General features: G+C 61.8%; 17 protein-coding genes. 12 read left to right on the forward strand and 5 right to left on the reverse strand.

Translation table 11 applies throughout. From position 1 onward, the window contains the following. Positions 1–345: 345 nt before the first annotated feature. Positions 346–1,728 carry a ClcB-like voltage-gated chloride channel protein gene (locus tag AVE30378_RS15545; RefSeq protein WP_129241777.1) on the forward strand — a complete coding sequence of 461 codons (1,383 nt, stop codon included), beginning with the start codon at positions 346–348 and terminating at the stop codon, positions 1,726–1,728. 45 nt (positions 1,729–1,773) lie between these two features. On the opposite strand, the gene AVE30378_RS15550 is transcribed toward AVE30378_RS15545, so the two are convergent. Continuing rightward, on the reverse strand, positions 1,774–2,226 hold the full coding sequence (locus tag AVE30378_RS15550) for a GNAT family N-acetyltransferase (protein WP_129241778.1): 453 nt from the start codon (positions 2,224–2,226) through the stop codon (positions 1,774–1,776). Between the two features lie 150 nt (positions 2,227–2,376). On the opposite strand from AVE30378_RS15550, the gene AVE30378_RS15555 reads away from it, so the two are divergent. Beyond that, positions 2,377–2,712: a hypothetical protein gene (locus AVE30378_RS15555; RefSeq protein ID WP_129241779.1), complete on the forward strand. Its 336-nt coding sequence runs from the start codon at positions 2,377–2,379 to the stop codon at positions 2,710–2,712. 158 nt (positions 2,713–2,870) lie between these two features. Then, positions 2,871–3,920 (forward strand): Fic family protein, encoded by a 1,050-nt coding sequence (locus AVE30378_RS15560; protein ID WP_129241780.1) that lies wholly within the window; start codon positions 2,871–2,873, stop codon positions 3,918–3,920. 17 nt (positions 3,921–3,937) lie between these two features. Here the strand turns inward: AVE30378_RS15560 and AVE30378_RS15565 are convergent, their stop codons facing one another. Together AVE30378_RS15565 and AVE30378_RS15570 are read right to left on the reverse strand one after the other, a co-directional pair. Continuing rightward, on the reverse strand, positions 3,938–4,543 hold the full coding sequence (locus AVE30378_RS15565; RefSeq protein ID WP_129241781.1) for a hypothetical protein: 606 nt from the start codon (positions 4,541–4,543) through the stop codon (positions 3,938–3,940). 140 nt (positions 4,544–4,683) lie between these two features. Continuing rightward, complete coding sequence (locus AVE30378_RS15570; RefSeq protein ID WP_129241782.1) at positions 4,684–5,250, reverse strand: hypothetical protein; 567 nt, start codon at positions 5,248–5,250, stop codon at positions 4,684–4,686. Between the two features lie 50 nt (positions 5,251–5,300). Here AVE30378_RS15570 and AVE30378_RS15575 point away from each other — a divergent pair, with 50 nt between their 5' ends. Both AVE30378_RS15575 and AVE30378_RS15580 read left to right on the forward strand, forming a co-directional pair. Beyond that, complete coding sequence (locus AVE30378_RS15575) at positions 5,301–5,648, forward strand: winged helix-turn-helix domain-containing protein (protein ID WP_129241783.1); 348 nt, start codon at positions 5,301–5,303, stop codon at positions 5,646–5,648. Between the two features lie 621 nt (positions 5,649–6,269). Beyond that, positions 6,270–7,022 (forward strand): DUF5343 domain-containing protein, encoded by a 753-nt coding sequence (locus AVE30378_RS15580; RefSeq protein WP_129241784.1) that lies wholly within the window; start codon positions 6,270–6,272, stop codon positions 7,020–7,022. A gap of 449 nt (positions 7,023–7,471) precedes the next feature. Here the strand turns inward: AVE30378_RS15580 and AVE30378_RS15585 are convergent, their stop codons facing one another. Next, a complete protein-coding gene (locus AVE30378_RS15585; protein WP_129241785.1) occupies positions 7,472–7,918 on the reverse strand; it encodes a hypothetical protein in 447 nt (148 codons plus the stop codon). Positions 7,919–8,532: 614 nt separating this feature from the next. Then, positions 8,533–9,885 (reverse strand): tRNA uridine-5-carboxymethylaminomethyl(34) synthesis GTPase MnmE, encoded by a 1,353-nt coding sequence (gene mnmE, locus AVE30378_RS15590; RefSeq protein ID WP_129241786.1) that lies wholly within the window; start codon positions 9,883–9,885, stop codon positions 8,533–8,535. A gap of 115 nt (positions 9,886–10,000) precedes the next feature. Between mnmE and AVE30378_RS15595 the strand changes: the two genes are divergently transcribed. The 7 genes from AVE30378_RS15595 (at position 10,001) to AVE30378_RS15625 (ending at position 17,561) form a co-directional block, all read left to right on the forward strand. After that, positions 10,001–11,587 (forward strand): ABC transporter substrate-binding protein, encoded by a 1,587-nt coding sequence (locus tag AVE30378_RS15595; protein ID WP_129241787.1) that lies wholly within the window; start codon positions 10,001–10,003, stop codon positions 11,585–11,587. 22 nt (positions 11,588–11,609) lie between these two features. Next, positions 11,610–12,584 carry an ABC transporter permease gene (locus AVE30378_RS15600; RefSeq protein ID WP_129241788.1) on the forward strand — a complete coding sequence of 325 codons (975 nt, stop codon included), beginning with the start codon at positions 11,610–11,612 and terminating at the stop codon, positions 12,582–12,584. After that, positions 12,581–13,507 carry an ABC transporter permease gene (locus AVE30378_RS15605; RefSeq protein WP_129241789.1) on the forward strand — a complete coding sequence of 309 codons (927 nt, stop codon included), beginning with the start codon at positions 12,581–12,583 and terminating at the stop codon, positions 13,505–13,507. Before AVE30378_RS15600 ends, AVE30378_RS15605 begins: the two co-directional genes overlap by 4 nt. Before the next feature lie 11 nt (positions 13,508–13,518). After that, the gene (locus AVE30378_RS15610) at positions 13,519–14,529 is read left to right on the forward strand and encodes an ABC transporter ATP-binding protein (protein WP_129241790.1); all 1,011 of its coding nucleotides are present in this window, start codon (positions 13,519–13,521) and stop codon (positions 14,527–14,529) included. Further along, entirely contained in the window at positions 14,526–15,545 is a 1,020-nt protein-coding gene (locus tag AVE30378_RS15615) for an ABC transporter ATP-binding protein (protein WP_129241791.1), read from the forward strand. The genes AVE30378_RS15610 and AVE30378_RS15615 overlap by 4 nt, the downstream gene beginning before the upstream one ends. Positions 15,546–15,595: 50 nt before the next feature. Beyond that, on the forward strand, positions 15,596–16,795 hold the full coding sequence (locus AVE30378_RS15620) for a M20 aminoacylase family protein (RefSeq protein WP_129241792.1): 1,200 nt from the start codon (positions 15,596–15,598) through the stop codon (positions 16,793–16,795). 370 nt (positions 16,796–17,165) lie between these two features. Continuing rightward, entirely contained in the window at positions 17,166–17,561 is a 396-nt protein-coding gene (locus AVE30378_RS15625) for a RidA family protein (RefSeq protein ID WP_129241793.1), read from the forward strand.

A 17,561-nucleotide genomic window follows, 5' to 3' on the forward strand; every position in this document is an offset into this window, starting at 1 on the left:
GGAGCCGTTTTTGCCTGTGCAAGAACTCTGTGTGGGAAAAAAGCTGAAGTTGGACAAGATTTTGGACCCTACCCGAAACCGGTGCTTGTTCAACTTGCCTCCACAACATGTGCACAACCAGCCTGCTTAGGAGTTATCCACAGGCCTTCTTTCCAGGACGGGTGGCAAAAACGGCACTTTTACTCCGAAAACCGCCCTTCCGCATCCTTGCTTTCTTGCCTTTCTGGGGGCCCTCAGAGGCCCGCCAGGCATTCTTCGAAGCCAGGGATTGGGGGGGGAGGAGCCGGGCCTTTCTTTACAGGGGACTGAACAAAAAGTGAGCAGCTTTCGCCGTAGAATCGCGCCATGGCGAGAGAAATCCGAATCAAGAATTCAGGCTGGGCAACCTGGCTGAGAAGCCGTTTGCTGGCCGACAATCTGCCCGCCACCGTGTGCGCGGCGGCGCTGATGGGACTGTTGGGTGCGCTGGCGACGGTCGTTTTCCGGGAACTGCTGGGCTGGATGCAAATACTGCTGGGCGGCGGCGATGCTCCTCATGGCATGGTGTCCCTGGCGCGAGGGCTCAGCCCATGGCAGCGGTTCCTGATGCCGGCCGCCGGCGGCGCGATCGCCGGCGCTATCCTGCAGATGGCCGCGAAACGGCTGCCCAAGCGCGGCGCGGCAGACTATATGGAGGCAATCTCCGTCGGCCGGGGCGTCATCGGGTTCCGCCAGACGATCGCCCGCAGCCTGTCATCCATTTTTTCCATCGGTTCCGGCGCTTCGATCGGCCGGGAAGGCCCCATGGTGCAACTGGCGGCGATGCTGTCCTCATTGACGGGGCGGTATCTGGTCCTGCCGCCCAGGCATCTGAGGCTGTTGGTGGCTTGCGGCGCCACCGCGGGCATCACGTCCGCCTACAACGCGCCCATCGCCGGCGCGCTGTTCATTTCCGAAATCGTCTATGGCGCGATCGCCTCCGCCACGCTGGTGCCGCTGATCGTGTCGTCCGTGGTGGCCAATATCGTTACGCGCCAGATCCTGCACTACGACGCGGTGTTCCACATGCCGCCGTTCGATTTCGTGTCCGGCTGGGAAGTCTTCAATTACCTGGGGTTGGGGCTGATCGCCGGCCTGGCCGCGCCGCAATTCCTGCGGTTCCTAGACCTGGCGCGCGGCGCCTTCGGACGCCTGCCGTTTCCCTTGTGGGCGAGGATGGCGGTGGGCGGCCTGGCCGTGGGGGCGCTGTCCGTGGTGAATCCCGCCGTCTGGGGCAATGGATACAGTGTGGTCAACAGCATGCTGCACACGCAGTGGGCATGGCAGGCCGTGGCCGCCATCCTGTTGCTGAAGACGCTGGCCACCGCGGCCAGCGTCGGATCGGGCGCGGTGGGCGGCGTTTTCACCCCGACACTCTTCGTGGGGGCGGCGCTGGGCGCCCTGTATGGCACGGGTCTGCAAACCTTGTTTCCGGCCGGCGACCTGTCCGCGGTATCCAGCTATGCCATCGTGGGCATGGGGGCGTTGCTGGCGGCCACCACTTATGCGCCGCTGATGTCGATCCTGATGATCTTCGAGATGACGCTCAGCTACGAAGTCATGCTGCCTCTCATGCTGGCGTGCGTCACCGGCTACGTGATCGCGCACCGCATCCGGCCGGATTCCGTCTATGCGAAGTCGCTGGCCAGCAACCGGCGGGCGCGGCATGCCGTTTCCGGCGAGACGGAAAGCGAAAAGCCTTCCACTTGAATTACGAGTAAATACTCGTATTTTAGGGAGGGGAGAAGAAACCGCTCAAAAAAGCGGTTTCTTCATGAATACGCGCTTCAGGCCGATCTCCTCGGCGCGATGCGTTTCGACGTAGCCGTAGCGGCGATAGATGCCGATGTTCTCGGTCATCTTTTCCTGCGTGTACAGGCGGATCCAGGCATGGCCGCGGCGGCGCGCCTCGTCTTCGGCGAACCGCAGCAGATGGCGGCCATAGCCTTTCCCCTGCGCGCCGGGCGCCACCGCGACATTGTCCAGCAGCAGGCAATCCGCTTCGGGTATCAATACCAGGACGGCCTGGATGCCTTCTTCCGTTTCCAGCACGTGGACCACGCCTTGCGCGACGCGCGCGGGGTAGTCGTCCAGCATGGGGCCCGGCGTTGCGCCGATGCGCAGGACATAGGGCGAATACGCGTCCGCGACGATCCGCTCGATCGCGGCGATGTCGCTGGCGGTGGCGGGACGTATGTCGAAGGGCATGCGGATTCCGGGGAGAGGAAAGCGATCGGGGATTGAAAATATACGGGTATCCGGCCCGCGCAGGAATGATCGACGGATTAGTTATAGAATTTATAAGAATATGCCGCGTGTCCACAGCAGAGGGCTGCGCGGATCCGAAAAGGAGCGTCCATGGCACCCGAAAAGTCCGTTCCGGCGGGTAATGGCCCGCCCAATCTTTGGGAGCAGTACTCCAAGTTCCACGATGCCTGCGCGGCCGTGCTGGACCGGATCGAACTCAACGAGAATCAGGGCGCTGCCCTCACGGAGAACGAACTGGCCGAACTGAGGACCATGGCCTTGAACCTCCACGCGCTGGGCCGCCTGCTGCATGGCAAGCGGGCCAGGGACCTGGGCCTGCTGTCCGAGCGCCTGGATCGGGTGCTGGAAAACCGCGGCCGGGAGGCTTCCGCCCGAACCCTGGACGGCGAGGAGCCAGAACGGGATCCGGCGGCCGTGACCGGCTGAGCCTGTCGATGAAAAGCGGTCTGGACTGAGCTAGGCTGCGCTGCTGCATTTCAACCGGTTATCGGAATATTGCCCTTTGCCCCGAAATTGGGTGTAAACGGGTGGGATAATGGTGCGAACCCATAAATTGGGTGTAATTGGGTGTAGCATTGGTTCCGATGATCCACACAGACTCTCTTCAAATCACTCCTGAGATTCTCGGCCTGATTGCAGGTATCGACGAATTCAAAGGGGCCTGGCGTGCGTTGGGCACGCTGGCGCCCGATCGGCTGTCAGCATTGCGACGAGTCGCCACCATCGAGAGCATCGGCTCTTCGACCCGGATCGAGGGGAGCCGGCTGTCGGACCGGGAGGTTGAACGCCTGCTTTCCAACTTGCAGATCAAGTCGTTCGACACTCGAGACGAGCAGGAAGTGGCGGGTTATGCGGAGGTCATGGAGCTGGTGTTCTCGTCCTGGCAGGAGATCGCGCTAACCGAGAACCACATTCGCCAGTTGCACCGCGACCTGCTGACCCACAGTGACAAGGACGCCTGGCATCGCGGCAATTACAAGACGACTACCAACAGCGTGGCCGCGTTCGACGAAGACGGTAAGCCTCTAGGCGTCGTATTCGAGACTGCCACGCCCTTCGATACACCGCGCCTGATGGTCGAATTGGTGGCGTGGTTCAACGGGGAGCGCAGCACTGGGCGTTTGCATCCATTGTTGCTGATCGGCATCTGGATCGTGGTGTTTCTGGAGATCCATCCGTTCCAGGACGGCAACGGCCGTTTGAGCCGGGTGCTGACCACCTTGCTGTTGTTGCAGGCGGGTTATGCCTATGTACCCTACAGCTCGCTCGAAAGCGTGATCGAGCAGAGTAAGGAAGCTTACTATCTGGCATTACGACAAACCCAGGGCAGCATCCGAACGGATGCGCCGAACTGGCAACCCTGGTTGGTATTCTTCCTGCGGGCCCTGTCGCAGCAAGTGCGTCGATTGGAACGCAAAGTCGAGCGCGAGAAGCTGGTACTGGCCAAGTTGCCGGACCTGGCATTGAAGATCGTCGAATTCACGCGCGAGCATGGCCGCATCACCATGGCCGAAGCGATCCGCCTGACCAGCGGCAACCGCAATACACTCAAGCAACACTTCAGGATGCTGGTGGAACAGGGACACCTGGCCCAGCATGGGGGGGGGCGTGGGACTTGGTATGAGTTGCGCTGAGATGCGTGTCGCGAAACTCATCCCAGGAAGGCCTTCAAGTTTGGACGGGTTTTCTCGTATTTCGAGAGAGAGGGAACCGAATCAGAGTCGCCTGCGTAGGTGGCGCACATGAACCAGGCGTTGTACCAAGCGCGGAATGAGGCCTCATGTCGGTTGGGCGAAATGTTCTCCGCGTTCTTAATGGCACTCCGACACTCTTGAGCGCCCACGGCGCTGAATCGTGAAGAGCCCTGGTATTGCACCGCGCGGTTACGGACGAGCTGTGTCTCGGCTAAGAAAAGTTGGGCCTTCGCGTTGTAATCAGCAACCAGTTTCTGTTCTTGCGCGGCTTTCGCTTCAGTCTTTGCTGCCTCCGCGCGTTGTGTCTTCATAACGCCAGCGGTCAGAAGCACCCCTGCGCCCAGGGCGATAAAAGCCACGACGCCCGGTTTGAAAGTCAAGTTCGGAGGAAGGCGCTTCCTCACGAAGATTCCCACAATGACGGCCACCAACACGGCGGTGCCGAAGAAACTTGCCATGTTTGCGAACGCGTACCAACCGACAACGAACAGTCCGAAGGCCACCACGGGGAAGAGCACACACGCGACAATTCCAAGTAACGGTCTGCCAAATTTATCGAACACAAACATCTCCCGGAGAAAAATCGTTATAAATTCTATAACGATTTGAGCTGATTGTGTGTGAACATTGCCATAAGTGATCTTTCGTATCTTGCGCGTTTATGCCGTCGACTTGCCTCTCGCCTCTGACATGCTTCTTCGCCTTACCGGGACTTCGCAAAGCCCTTCGCCAGCCGCCAGCGGACCATAAGCAGCAGCCCTCGCATCGAGTAGCAAATCAGCAGGGCTCCCGATGCGTCTCCAATGAACATTGCCACAAGCGATTCAATGCCGGGGGGATTGACGGCCGTCAATAGTGCCCAGGCGAAATGCAGCGTAGCGTTCAGAAGCGCGTAGAGGACGATGCAGAACAGCAAGCCAGCAGGCGTCAGATTCCGCAAGTTCTTCCCCATCTTGAGAACCTCGCGCGCCAAGAAGTACGCTGCCAGCGGTGCTACAGTGGCGATCACTCCGCCGACCGCTGATCGAAGAAAATCGTCCGGAAAGAAATAGAAGAAGCATGCGATCCAAGACGCGACCAGAAGGCCGGTTGCCCCCGCAAACCCGAATAGAAGCGTCGCCAGGAGACGAACACCCGCCGGCAGATATACCCAGTTCACGCCGCGCACGAATTCGGATTGTGTGAACACCCACTCGTTCGCCGCCAGGCTCAGTAAAAAGGCCACAGCCGTAACTGAAGCCCATTTCAGGTGTTCAAGCGCGCTTGTCATGTGAGGCGACGGTGGGTTAGAGTTTTGAGCGACGTTAGTGATAGAAGAGCATGACTCGCCCCGCAGATATCTACATCCGCTTTCTGCGTCTGGCAGAAGCGTTGAGTGGACTACCTTCTCTCCCATCCTTGGATCCGTTGGAAGAACGGATTCTGACATTCATCGCCCTTGCCTCGCGTGAAGACCGTTCATTGTCGGTGCGTGACGTGATGGGGGCAGATGATATTGGCTCGCCAGCGACTTTGCACGCCCGCTTGAAGTCGATGCGCGAAAAGGGCTGGTTGACCTTGGACGATACGGAAGACGCCCGTCGCAAGAACGTGGTCCTCACTCAAGCCGCCCTTAAGCACTTTGATCGTCTGTCCGCGTGCCTTGTCGAAGCCACAAAGAAGGCCTGATCACGAGCGATCTTCATTTCCCGATACAGAATATAGAAAAGCGCGCATAGCCTATATTTTATGCGGCCCAGTAGATATAGAAAGATTTTGTGTACACCGTTGTGTACATCTTTTCAGACGGTGCTTGTTGACGAGTTGGGTAGCTGATAGGAGCGGGGATCGCCGGCGATAAGCGGCCGTAACGGATCGAGCGGCTATCCTCACCTTGCAGCGCGTCATAGTAACCATTGCGCAGAGACCCGCTGGGCCTGTGAAGAGCGCTAACAGCGACAGTTCACGGCCGAAAGGTGCCGAGACCAGACGCAGTAGGTGCTCTTCCTCGATGCAAAAATCCAACATAAGCGACGACAGCGCAGAGATCAGCGCCTTTGATGGCTATCTTTCTCCAAATCTATGCGCGAAATAAAGTATGCAAGTCATTGATTCATAAAGATTTGTCCATAGCAATGTGGATAATGTTGCGTTTTATATCAAGACCATGGCGCTGCTTCTGTGTGCGCGGGCTTTTTGGTGGAAGAGGTTTCGAGGCCAAGGAAGACTTCGTTTCGAAGTTTGTGGAGGTTGCGCTGTTTTTCTGTTCTGACTACACTGCGAACAGACCTAAACTGGGAGCCGTGCACCATGGCTGACAAAACAACTTTGAAACCGCCCTACGCGTCCTACCGAAGCTTCAGCAAGCTCATGGAAGATCTGCGCGCGCACCCTGTTCTTCCCGGCGTAATTGACCGCCATTATTTGTCGAAGCGCTCTGGCTCCGAGCGAGCAGCGTTGGTCGCAGCGCTTCGCTGGTTTGGATTGGTAGATGAGGAAGGCGTGCCAACTGAAGCGTTGACACGCTTCATCACGGCTAACGAGGCAGAGCAGAAGAGTCTTTTGGCCGGCTTAGTTCACCAGTCTTATGCCTTCATGTCGGACGGCACAATTAACTTGGCGAACGCTACGACCGGTCAAATGGCGGAACGATTTCGACAGTACGAAATCTCTGGCTCCACTCTGACGAAGTCGATCACTTTCTTCCTGGCAGCCGCAAGGGAGGCAGGCATCGAGTTGAGCCCACACGTTAAAGCTCCTGCGGCTCCAGCAGCTAACGGAACAGCAAAAAAGCGTTCAAAACAATCTTTAGGAATTCCAGCAGCCGCTCCAGCTTCCGAAGTCCCATCAGCGGTCTCTACGCCGATGCACCCCAACAAGCCGGGGCGAATCTACATACCTATCCCCATCTTTGGTGATCAAGGAATGATTGAGCTGCCTGACCAAATGGATGAACGCCAATGGGCGAGCGTGATCAAGATGACAGAGTTCATCTTGAAAAATTATCGGGACACGATGGCCACGCCGTTTGAACGGCAAGCCGATGATGGAGGAGAGGAATGAGAAGAGCGATAGCTGGTCGTTGCTAGCCTACCGCGCGAGCCAGCAAAAAAGAAACACCCTAGAAAAGTAGCCAACTGACAGGAAGGGCTTTTCTAGGGTGGTGGTAGGCGGTAATAGCGCGCTCCAGCTTTTGTTACGACCTTGGCGGGAAAGAACAAAAGCGATCGGTGCGCACCGGCATGGTGGTCGAGAACGCCCCTCTGCCGATCACTGCATACGAACGTAAAGTTTAGCACTTTGCGGTGGTGATTTCCTATCGTTCTCGCTTCTCTCGTAAGAGGAAAGCGACATGAGTCCGAAAACGGTGTACGTGAACGCGTATACGCGCTGGAGGCTGGGCCGTGAGGAAAACGTCTGCGCGCATTGGCGCAGCGCTCCCGGTAGCCAACTGATGCTGTTCTAGCGCAAGCGTCCCAGGCCGGGAAGCCCCGGTCTGGGTTTTTGGGCTTTCAGGTTTTCGGGCGGAGGGCTGCACGCCACGTCATACCCGCTGCAGCCAGTTGCTTGTCCAATTCGCCAGCCAACACAGCCTGCTTCAGCAGGGCCAGCGTGTCAATCACCTGACTCTCAGAGTCGAGTTCAATGGCCGTCTTGCCTGGCGTGAGTTCGATCGGTCGGGATCCGTAGCGTAGTTCGACATACACCTTCGCGTTGCTCGCGACCCACCACCACTTCTGCAGGCGTTTTTCCACCAAGCGTTGTTCTTTGTTGCCCGTCGCAGGGTCAACATAGGTGCGAGTATGCTCTGGACGGAAGTTCTTTCCATCGCGGCTGGCCTCCGCCAGTGCTAGCAGTTCGTCAATTCGGACCAGGAGACGGTGCCGCTTGCTGAATGTGGGAGACGGCACGGCTTTGCGGTCGGCCGATACGATCTTGACGCTTTTAAGGATCGACATTGATTTCCTTTAGATCTGGGCGCCAGATGATGTAGTCGTCCTGGGTCCAGATCAACTAGCGGAATCGTGCGCCATAGAGCGTCGCAATGCTGAAGACGCATATCGTGGCCTGCAAAGGCCGGGTACATTTGGCCGTTCAATGCAAAAGGCAGGGCGACCCCGTAGACAGACGCGCTATCGGCGACGTGGTCGCGGGTGCTCGGCACTGGAAGTGCAACGCTGTGAGGGGCCATTCTCCTCGCCCACATAAGAGGTCGGCAAGTCGTGCAGTGACCGAGGCACTCAGCGGCCTATCGCATCCTGGATGCGCTTCCCGTCGGGCTTTCCGACAGTCATCAATTCCGGCACGAGTGTCTGGATCGTCTTAGAGTACAAGCCCACTATCCTGCTCGCTGATCCGAAGCAGCACTTTGTACTGACGTGTGCATCGGCATGAAGTGATTGTGTACACGAGAGCCAAAATTCAGCAGGAATAATTTCTGTATACGTATTTGCGTACACGAAAGGTATGGGCTCTAGCGGGTTTTCTGTGTACGTATTGAAACATGGATTCTAGGAAAGATGCGGCTCTCCAGCCGATTTATGGAGTTTCCGGAACCTCCCGGAATCTCCTTTTATTTTCCAATACAGAAGCTGGAAAAAATCTCCCCCAGCAGATCGTCGCTGGTGAACTTCCCGGTGATGCTCGACAGGCTGTCATGCGCCAGCCGCAGTTCTTCCGCGAATAGATCCAGCACCCGGTCGTCCTGTTGCGCGTGTTCGCCGGCCAGCGCCAGGTGTTCCGCGGCGTCCTGCAAGGCGCGCAGGTGCCGTTCGCGGGCCAGCCAGGGGGATTCAGCGCCGGGGTTCCAACCCGCGATCCGCAGCAGTTCGGCGCGCAGCGCATCCAGGCCGATGCCGCCCTTGGCCGAAATGCCCAGTTCTCCCGGGCCGGCGGCAAAGGCGGCGGCCAGCAGGTCCACCTTGTTGAATACCTTCAGGACGGGCGTGCGCGGCGGCAGGCGCGCGGTGATCTGGGCGTCCAGTTCGTCGCCGGGTTGGGTGGCGTCCTGCAGGTGCAGGATGAGGTCGGCGCGTTCGATTTCCTGCCAGGTGCGGGCGATGCCGATGCTCTCGACGGTGTCTTCGGTATCCCGAAGACCCGCGGTGTCGACAATGTGCAAAGGCACGCCGTCGATGTGGATTTCCTGTACGACTTTGTCCCGGGTCGTGCCCGCGATCGGGGTGACGATGGCGATGTCGTCGCCGGCCAGGGCGTTGAGCAGGCTGGATTTGCCGACGTTGGGCTGCCCGGCGAGCACGACGTGCAGGCCCTCGCGCAGGATCACGCCCTGGCGCGCCTGCGCGATCAGGCTGTCCAGGTCCGCGGTCAGCGCGTCGAGCGTGGGGCGCGCCTGATACTTTTCCAGGAAGTCGATTTCCTCTTCGGGGAAATCCAGCGTGGCTTCGACCAGCATGCGCAAATGGATGATGCGGTCCGACAGGTCGTTCACGCGTGCAGAGAATTCGCCCGACAGGGAGGCCATGGCGCCGCGCGCGGCGGCCACCGACGACGCGTCGATCAGGTCGGCGACGGCCTCGGCCTGGGCCAGATCCATGCGGTCGTTCAGGAAGGCGCGGCGCGTGAATTCGCCGGGTTCGGCCAACCGGACGCCGAGGTCGCGGCCCGCGGTCAGGCAGCTTTCCAGCACGCGCCGCAACACCGCGGGGCCGCCATGTCCCTGCAATTCCAGCACGTCTTCCCCGGTGTACGAATGCGGCGCGCGGAAGTAGATGGCGATGCCTTCGTCCAGCAGTTCGCCGGTCTCGGCCTTGAACGGCAGGTAGTGCGCGTGGCGCGGGGTGAGTTCGCGCTGGAACAGGCGGCGCACCAGGCCGGAAAGGTCCGCGCCGGACACGCGCACGACACCGATGCCGCCTCTTCCGGGGGCGGTGGCAATGGCGGCGATGGGGGCGTAGGCGGACATATTTCTGCGTAGGCGAAGCGAGAACAATAAGGGAATATAACTGTTGCGCGGGGGCTTGTTTGGTGGTTACTGTGGCCCCGAGGTTCAAAACCCGAAACAACTCTGGGAGATCACAATGGCATCTCGGTTTTCGCGTGTCTTGGCCTGCGGTTCGGCCGCGGTGGTTCTGGCGTTTGGCACACTCAGTTCGGCCATGGCCCGCGATCTGGTGATCGCCCTGAAGACCGAACCGTCCTCCATGGATCCGCAGTACCACGCGCTCACGCCCAATACGCAGATCTCCCAGACCATCTTCGACACGCTGGTCGCGACCGACGCGCAGCTCAAGCCGCAGCCCGCGCTTGCCGAATCCTGGACCGTGGACGGCAAGGTATGGACCTTCAAGCTGCGCCCCGGCGTGAAGTTCTCCGACGGCACGCCGTTCACCGCTGAAGACGTCGTCTTTACCTATGCGCGCGTGCCCAAGGTGCCCAACAGCCCTTCGCCGTTCACGCTGTACCTGGGGTCGGTCGAGAAGACCGAAGCGGTGGATCCGCAGACCGTGCGCATCACCACCAAGGACGTGGCGCCGAACCTGCTGGTCAACCTGGCGCAGTTGCCCATCATGTCCAAGAAGGCCGCGTCGGGGCCCGCGGCGGAAGGCAAGACGACCACGGAACTCAATAGCGGCGACGGCCTGATCGGCACCGGCCCGTACAAGTTCGTGTCGTGGAAGCGGGGCGCGGAATTCGTGCTGGCGCGCAACGACAACTACTGGGGCAAGAAGCCCGAATGGGACCGCGTGGTCTACCGTCCGATCAGCAATGCCGCCGCGCGCGTGGCGGCGCTGCTGGCCGGGGACGTCGACATGATCGAGGATCCCCCGACCGACGACCTGCCCAAGCTGAAGGGCGATAAGAAGCTCTTCGTCGAGGAAACGCCGTCGGTGCGCGTGGTGTACGTGGCGCTGGACCAGTTCGCGGAACCCTCGCCCGGCGTGCAGGGTACCGACAAGAATCCCATGAAGGACAAGCGCGTGCGCGAGGCGCTGTCGCTGGCCATCAACCGCGAGGCGCTGGTGGAACGCGTGATGGGCGGCGTGGCGCTGCCGGCGGGCAATCTGCTGCCCTACCCGATGTTCGGTTCCAGCAAAGAGCATTCGAAGGCGCCCAAGGCCGACGTCGAAAAGGCCAAGGCCCTGCTGAAGGAAGCGGGCTATCCCAACGGCTTTTCGATCACGCTGGGTTCGCCTTCGGGGCGCTACGTCAACGATTCGAAGGTGGCGCAGGCGATCGCCTCGATGTGGACCCGCGTCGGCGTGAAGACCAGCGTGGACGCGATGGCGCCCCCGGTGTTCTTCAAGAACCGCGACAGCTATGCGTTCTCGGCGTATCTGGCGGGCTGGTCGGTGACCAGCGGAGAAATGTCCAACGCGCTGACCTCGCTGCTGGTGACGCGCAATCCGGAGGCGGGCCTGGGCACCACCAACCGCAGCCGCTACTCGAACCCCAAGATGGATGCCCTGGTCAAGGAAGCGTCGTCCACCATGGATGACGCCAAGCGCGCGCAGTTGCTGTCCCAGGCCAGCAATATCGCCATGGACGACTACGCCATGCTGCCGATCCATTTCGAGCTGTCGGTGTGGGCCATGAAGAACGATATCCGCTATCAGGGCCGGCCCGACCAGGTCACGCTTGCGCAGTTCGCGACCCTGAAGAAGTAATGCGCGATTCGGGCGGTTTCTCGTGCTAGCCACGATCGTAAGAAGGCTGCTGCAGACCATCGTCGTCATGCTCGTCATGTCGGCGCTGGTCTTCGCCGGCATCTACATGGTGGGCGACCCGGTGTCGATGCTGGCGAGCCCCGAAGCCACCGAGGCGCAGCGCGCCGCGGTGCGCGCCTCGCTGGGCCTGGATCTGCCGCTGTGGCGGCAGTATCTGATCTTCATGGGGCAGGCGGTGCGCGGCGATTTCGGCAACAGCTTCCTGACCGGCGAACCCGCCATGCGCCTGATCCTGGAACGCATGCCGGCCACCGTGGAACTGGCCTGTGTGGCCATGTTGCTGTCGGTGCTGATCGGCGTGCCCCTGGGGATCCGTGCCGGCCTGAAACCCAATGCGCCCGCGTCGCGCGCGATCATGACGGGGTCGGTGCTGGGGTTCTCGCTGCCCAATTTCTGGGTCGGCCTGATGCTCATCATGGTGTTCGCGGTGATGCTGGGCTGGGTGCCGGCGGGGGGGCGGGGACGGACCGTCAGCATCGGGTCCCTGCAATTGAGCGTGCTGACGCTCAACGGCTGGCTGAGCCTGGCGCTGCCGGCGGCCACCATTGCGCTCGCCAAGTGCGCGATGATCATCCGCGTGACGCGGGCGGCCACGCGCGAGGCCCTGCCCATGGACTACATCAAGTTCGCGCGCGCCAAGGGCCTGTCGGAAAGGCGCGTGCTGGGGGTGCATCTGCTGAAGAACATCCTGATTCCGGTGGTGACGGTGGCGGGCCTGGAATTCGGCCAGGTGATGGCGTTCGCCGTGGTGACCGAGACCGTGTTTTCCTGGCCGGGCATGGGCAAGCTGCTGATCGATTCCATCATCAACCTGGACCGTCCGGTGGTGGTGGCCTATCTGCTTCTGATCGTGTTCTTCCTGGTCATGCTGAACCTCGTGGTGGACATCATCTATACGGTGCTGGACCCGCGCGTACGCCTGGATAGCCGCCGATGAATACGCCCGCCTCCGCCTCCGCCGCCGTCCCGCCAGCACAGGCCAAGGAACAGACGCCGTGGCGCCGCTTCCTGTCGGACTTCTTCGCCAGCAAGCTCGCCACCCTGGGCCTGGTCATGCTGGTCGCGATCGTGGGCGCCGCCTTGCTGGCGCCCTGGATCGCGCCGCAGAATCCCTACGACCTGGCCGTGCTGGACATCATGGACTCCAAGCTCAAGCCCGGCAGCGAAAGCGGCGATGGGGCCATGCATTACTGGCTGGGCACCGACGGCCAGGCGCGGGACCTGCTGTCGGCCATTCTCTACGGCATGCGCACCAGCCTGCTGGTGGCGACCGTGTCGGTGCTGGCGGCCTTCGGAATCGGTGCCACCGTGGGCCTGATCGCGGCCTATTTCGGCGGCCGCATCGACGCCCTGCTGATGCGGATTGTGGATATCCAGTTGTCGTTTCCGGCGATCCTCGTCGCGCTGATGCTGCTGGCGATCCTGGGCAAGGGTGTGGATAAAGTGATCATCGCGCTGATCGTCGTGCAGTGGGCGTATTTCGCGCGCGCGGCGCGCGGTGCGGCGCTGGTCGAACGCGGCAAGGAATACGTCGAGGCCGCGCGATGTATGTCGCTGTCCTGGGGGCGCGTGCTGTTCCGCCACGTGCTGCCGAACTGTATGCCGCCGCTGATCGTGATCGCCACCATCGACCTGGCGCACGCCATCGCGCTGGAGGCGACGCTGTCGTTCCTGGGGGTAGGGGTGCCGGTGACCGAGCCTTCGCTGGGCATGCTGATCTACAACGGCTTCGAATACCTGCTGTCCGGCCAGTACTGGATTTCCTTCTTTCCCGGCATCGCGCTGGCGCTGGCCATCATCGCCATCAACCTGGTGGGCGACCACCTGCGCGATGTGCTCAACCCGCGCCACGCGAATTGAGGGGCGGCGAGATGCAGACGCAGGCTGTGGAAAAACCGTCGGCAACGCCCAGGCCCATCCTGGACGTGCGCGGGCTGAAGACCCATTTCTTCACGCGCAACGGCGTGGTGAAGGCGGTGGACGGCGTGGACCTGCAACTGGCCGAAGGCGAGATCCTGGGGCTGGTGGGCGAATCGGGGTCGGGCAAGAGCATCACGGGTTTTTCGCTGATGGGATTGCTGGACGAGCCGGGCCGCATCGTCGAGGGGCAGTTGCTGTTGAACGGGGAAGACCTGCGCGGCGCGACGCCCGCGCGCTGGCGCCAGTTGCGGGGCCAGGAGATCGCGATGATCTTCCAGGACCCGATGATGACCCTGAACCCGGTGTTGCGCGTGGACACGCAGATGATCGAAGCGGTCCAGGCGCACGGCAAGGCGACGCGGGAACAGGCGCGCCAGCGCGCGTTGCAGACGCTTGCGATGGTGGGCATTCCGTCGCCGGAGGAACGCCTGCGCACCTATCCGCACCAGTTGTCGGGCGGCATGCGGCAGCGCGTGGCGATCGCGATTGCCCTGCTGAATTCTCCGCGCCTGATCATTGCGGACGAGCCGACGACGGCGCTGGACGTGACGATACAGGGGCAGATCCTGTTCGAAGTGCAGAAGCTGTGCCGCGAGACCGGCACCGGGCTGATCTGGATCACGCACGACCTGGCGGTGGTGGCGGGCCTGGCGGACCGTGTGTCGGTCATGTATGCCGGCCGTGTGGTGGAAACCGGAAGCACCGAAGCCGTGATCAGCCATCCCATGCATCCCTACACGCATGGCCTGATCGCCTCCATTCCCACGCCGGAATCACGCGGCAGGCCTTTGGTGCCGATACCCGGCATGACGCCGTCGCTGCTGAACCTGCCGCAAGGCTGTGCGTTCCGGGGGCGCTGCCCGCGCGCGACCGAGGCCTGTCTGGCCGAGCCGCAGCCTGTCGAAGTCCGCCCGGCGCAATGGGTGCGCTGCTGGCATGCAGGAGGCCCGGACACGAAATGAGCGCAGTGGAACACGACGCCCTCCCTCCCATCCTGTCCTTGCGCCAGGTCGAGCTGCGCTTCGTGCAGCCCGTAGACCTGGCCGGCCGCATCGCCAACCTGCTGGGCGCCGGCCTGAAGACGCAGGTGGTGCATGCCGTGGCCGGCGTGGACCTGGACGTGATGCCAGGCGAAGTGATCGGCATCGTGGGCGAATCGGGCTGTGGAAAATCCACCCTGGGCCGCATCGTGTCGGGCATCCTGCCGCCGACCGCCGGCGAGGTGCGCTACCGCGGCAAGCCGGTGAAGGAAATGGCGGGCCCGGAACGGCGAGCCTATGAACTGGGCGTGCAGATGATCTTCCAGGACCCTTATGCCTCCTTGAATCCCCGCATGCGGGTGCGGGAGATCATCGGCGAGGCGCCCGTGGCCCACGGCCTGGTCCGGGCGCGGGACAAGGCCGAGTACGTGGCGGGGCTGATGCGCCAGGTAGGCCTGGATCCGAGTTTTTCACAGCGTTATCCCCATCAGTTCTCGGGTGGCCAGAGGCAGCGCATCGGCATTGCGCGGGCCCTGGCGCTCAAGCCTACGGTCATCGTCTGTGACGAGGCCGTCGCCGCGCTGGACGTATCGATCCAGGCCCAGGTGCTCAATCTGTTCGAACAATTGCGCGCGGACCTGGACCTGACCTATCTTTTCATCAGCCACAATCTCAGCGTGGTCAGCCACATTTCGGACCGTGTGGCTATCATGTACCTGGGACGCGTGGTGGAGCTGGCGCCCACCGATACCGTTTTTCGGCATGCCAACCATCCGTACACGCAGGCCTTGCTGAAAGAACTGCCGACCCTGCGGCCCGGGCGGCGCACCTATCAGCCGATCAAGGGCGAGTTGCCGTCGCCGCTGGATCCGCCGACAGGTTGCGCGTTCCATCCGCGTTGTCCACAGGCCATGCCGCGCTGCAAAGTGGAACGGCCGTTGCTGAAGGAAGTCGCGCCGGGGCAACTCAGCGCCTGCCATTTGAACGACGCGGCCTAGGACCGGGCCGCCAAGCCGCCAATTTCCATACTTACCGTTTATCCACAGCCATGAAAACCATCGACGAAATCGAACGCGCGCATCCGGACCTGACCGCGCTGCGCCGCGACATCCATGCCCATCCCGAACTGGCGTTCCAGGAAACACGCACCTCCACGCTGGTGGCCGAGCGCTTGCGCGGGTGGGGGCTGGAAGTCCACACCGGGCTGGGGAAAACCGGCGTGGTGGGCATTCTGCGCGCCGGCAGCGGCAAGAAGACGATCGGCCTGCGCGCCGACATGGATGCCCTGCCCATGCCGGAGCACAACCGCTTCGCGCACAAATCCACGATCAGCGGGCGCATGCACGGCTGCGGCCATGACGGGCACACGGCCATGCTGCTGGGCGCGGCGCAGTACCTGTCCACGCACCGGGATTTCGACGGCACGGTCGTGTTCATTTTCCAGCCGGCCGAGGAAGGCGGCAACGCCGGCGCGCGCGCCATGATGCAGGACGGCCTGTTCGACCGCTTTCCGTGCGACGCGGTGTTCGGCATCCACAACATGCCCGGCATGCCGGTCAACCAGTTCGGATTCCGCGCGGGGCCGACCATGGCCTCCAGCAACCGCTGGGACATCGTCATCAAGGGCGTGGGCGGCCACGCGGCGCAGCCGCACGCGTCGGTGGATCCGATCATCGTGGCCGCCGATATGGTGCATGCCCTGCAGACGGTGATTTCGCGCAGCAAGAATCCGCTGGACCAGGCCGTGCTGTCGATCACGCAGATCCACGCGGGCGACGCCTACAACGTCATTCCCGGCGAAGCCGTGCTGCGCGGCACGGTGCGCACCTATTCGGTGGAGGCGCTGGACAAGATCGAGGCCGACATGCGGCGCATCGCCACCACCTTGCCGCAGGTGTACGGCGGCACGGGCGAATTGGACTTCGTGCGGGCCTATCCGCCGCTGGTGAACTGGGAGCAGGAAACGGCCTTCGCGGCCCAGGTCGCGGAAGACGCCTTCGGCGCCGAACACGTGCTGCGCGACATGCCGCCTTTCATGGGCGCCGAGGACTTTTCCTTCTTCCTGGAAGCCGTTCCCGGCTCCTACCTGTTCCTGGGCAATGGCGACGGCGGCCATCGCCTGGAAAGCTATCACGGCATGGGACCGTGCCAGTTGCACAACCCGAACTACGACTTCAACGATGAGCTGCTACCGGTCGGCGCGACATACTGGGTGAAACTGGCGCAGGCGTTCCTGGCGAAGCCCTGATACACGCAAGCCATTGATTTCAAAGGCGCAGACCTTCCGGGGGCTGCGCCTTTTCTTTTGCCGGGGCCAAGTTGTGCACCGGCTATCCACCGCCTGTCCACTGGCTATCCACCGGGATATCCCCTGGCTGTCCACCGGCTTTCCCCTGGCTTGTCACCAGGCTTATCCCTAGGGTTGTCCACAGCGTCGGGCAAGCCATCGCCAAGGAAAATTCCCCCTATCCAAGGGTAAACGCGCATGCCCGCAGGCCGGCGGCAGCCTTGACTCGGCCCCCCTCCGGCCCTAGCATTGATATAACTGTGAAATATCACTGTTATTTTAATGAGCCGTTTTTGAAACCCGCTCTCAACCCTTTCGCTAGGAAGATTCCATGGTCCAGAAGATCCGCATCACCAGTCCCCACGTCGCCGAAGCCGAGCCGGGCCTGTGGTCCAACTGCCTGCGAGTGAAGGATTCGGTCTATCTGTCGGGATTGACCGCCCGCGCCAATGACGGCACCACCATCCAGGGCGCCAGCGCCTACGAGCAGGCGCAGGTCATCTTCGCGAAGATGAAGCACCTGCTGGAGGCGGCGGGCGGCCATATCGACGACATGGTCACGCTGACGATCTTCCTGACCGACATGGCGGACAACCAGCAGGTCTGGAAGGCGCGCCGCGAATTCTTCAGCGGCGATTTCCCAGCTTGCGCGCTGGTCCAGGTGGCCGCCCTGGCCAAGCCCGAGATCCTGGTGGAAATCCAGGGACAAGCCCGTCTCGCGGACTGA

The organism is Achromobacter veterisilvae (assembly GCF_900496975.1).
Classification (GTDB): domain Bacteria; phylum Pseudomonadota; class Gammaproteobacteria; order Burkholderiales; family Burkholderiaceae_B; genus Achromobacter; species Achromobacter veterisilvae.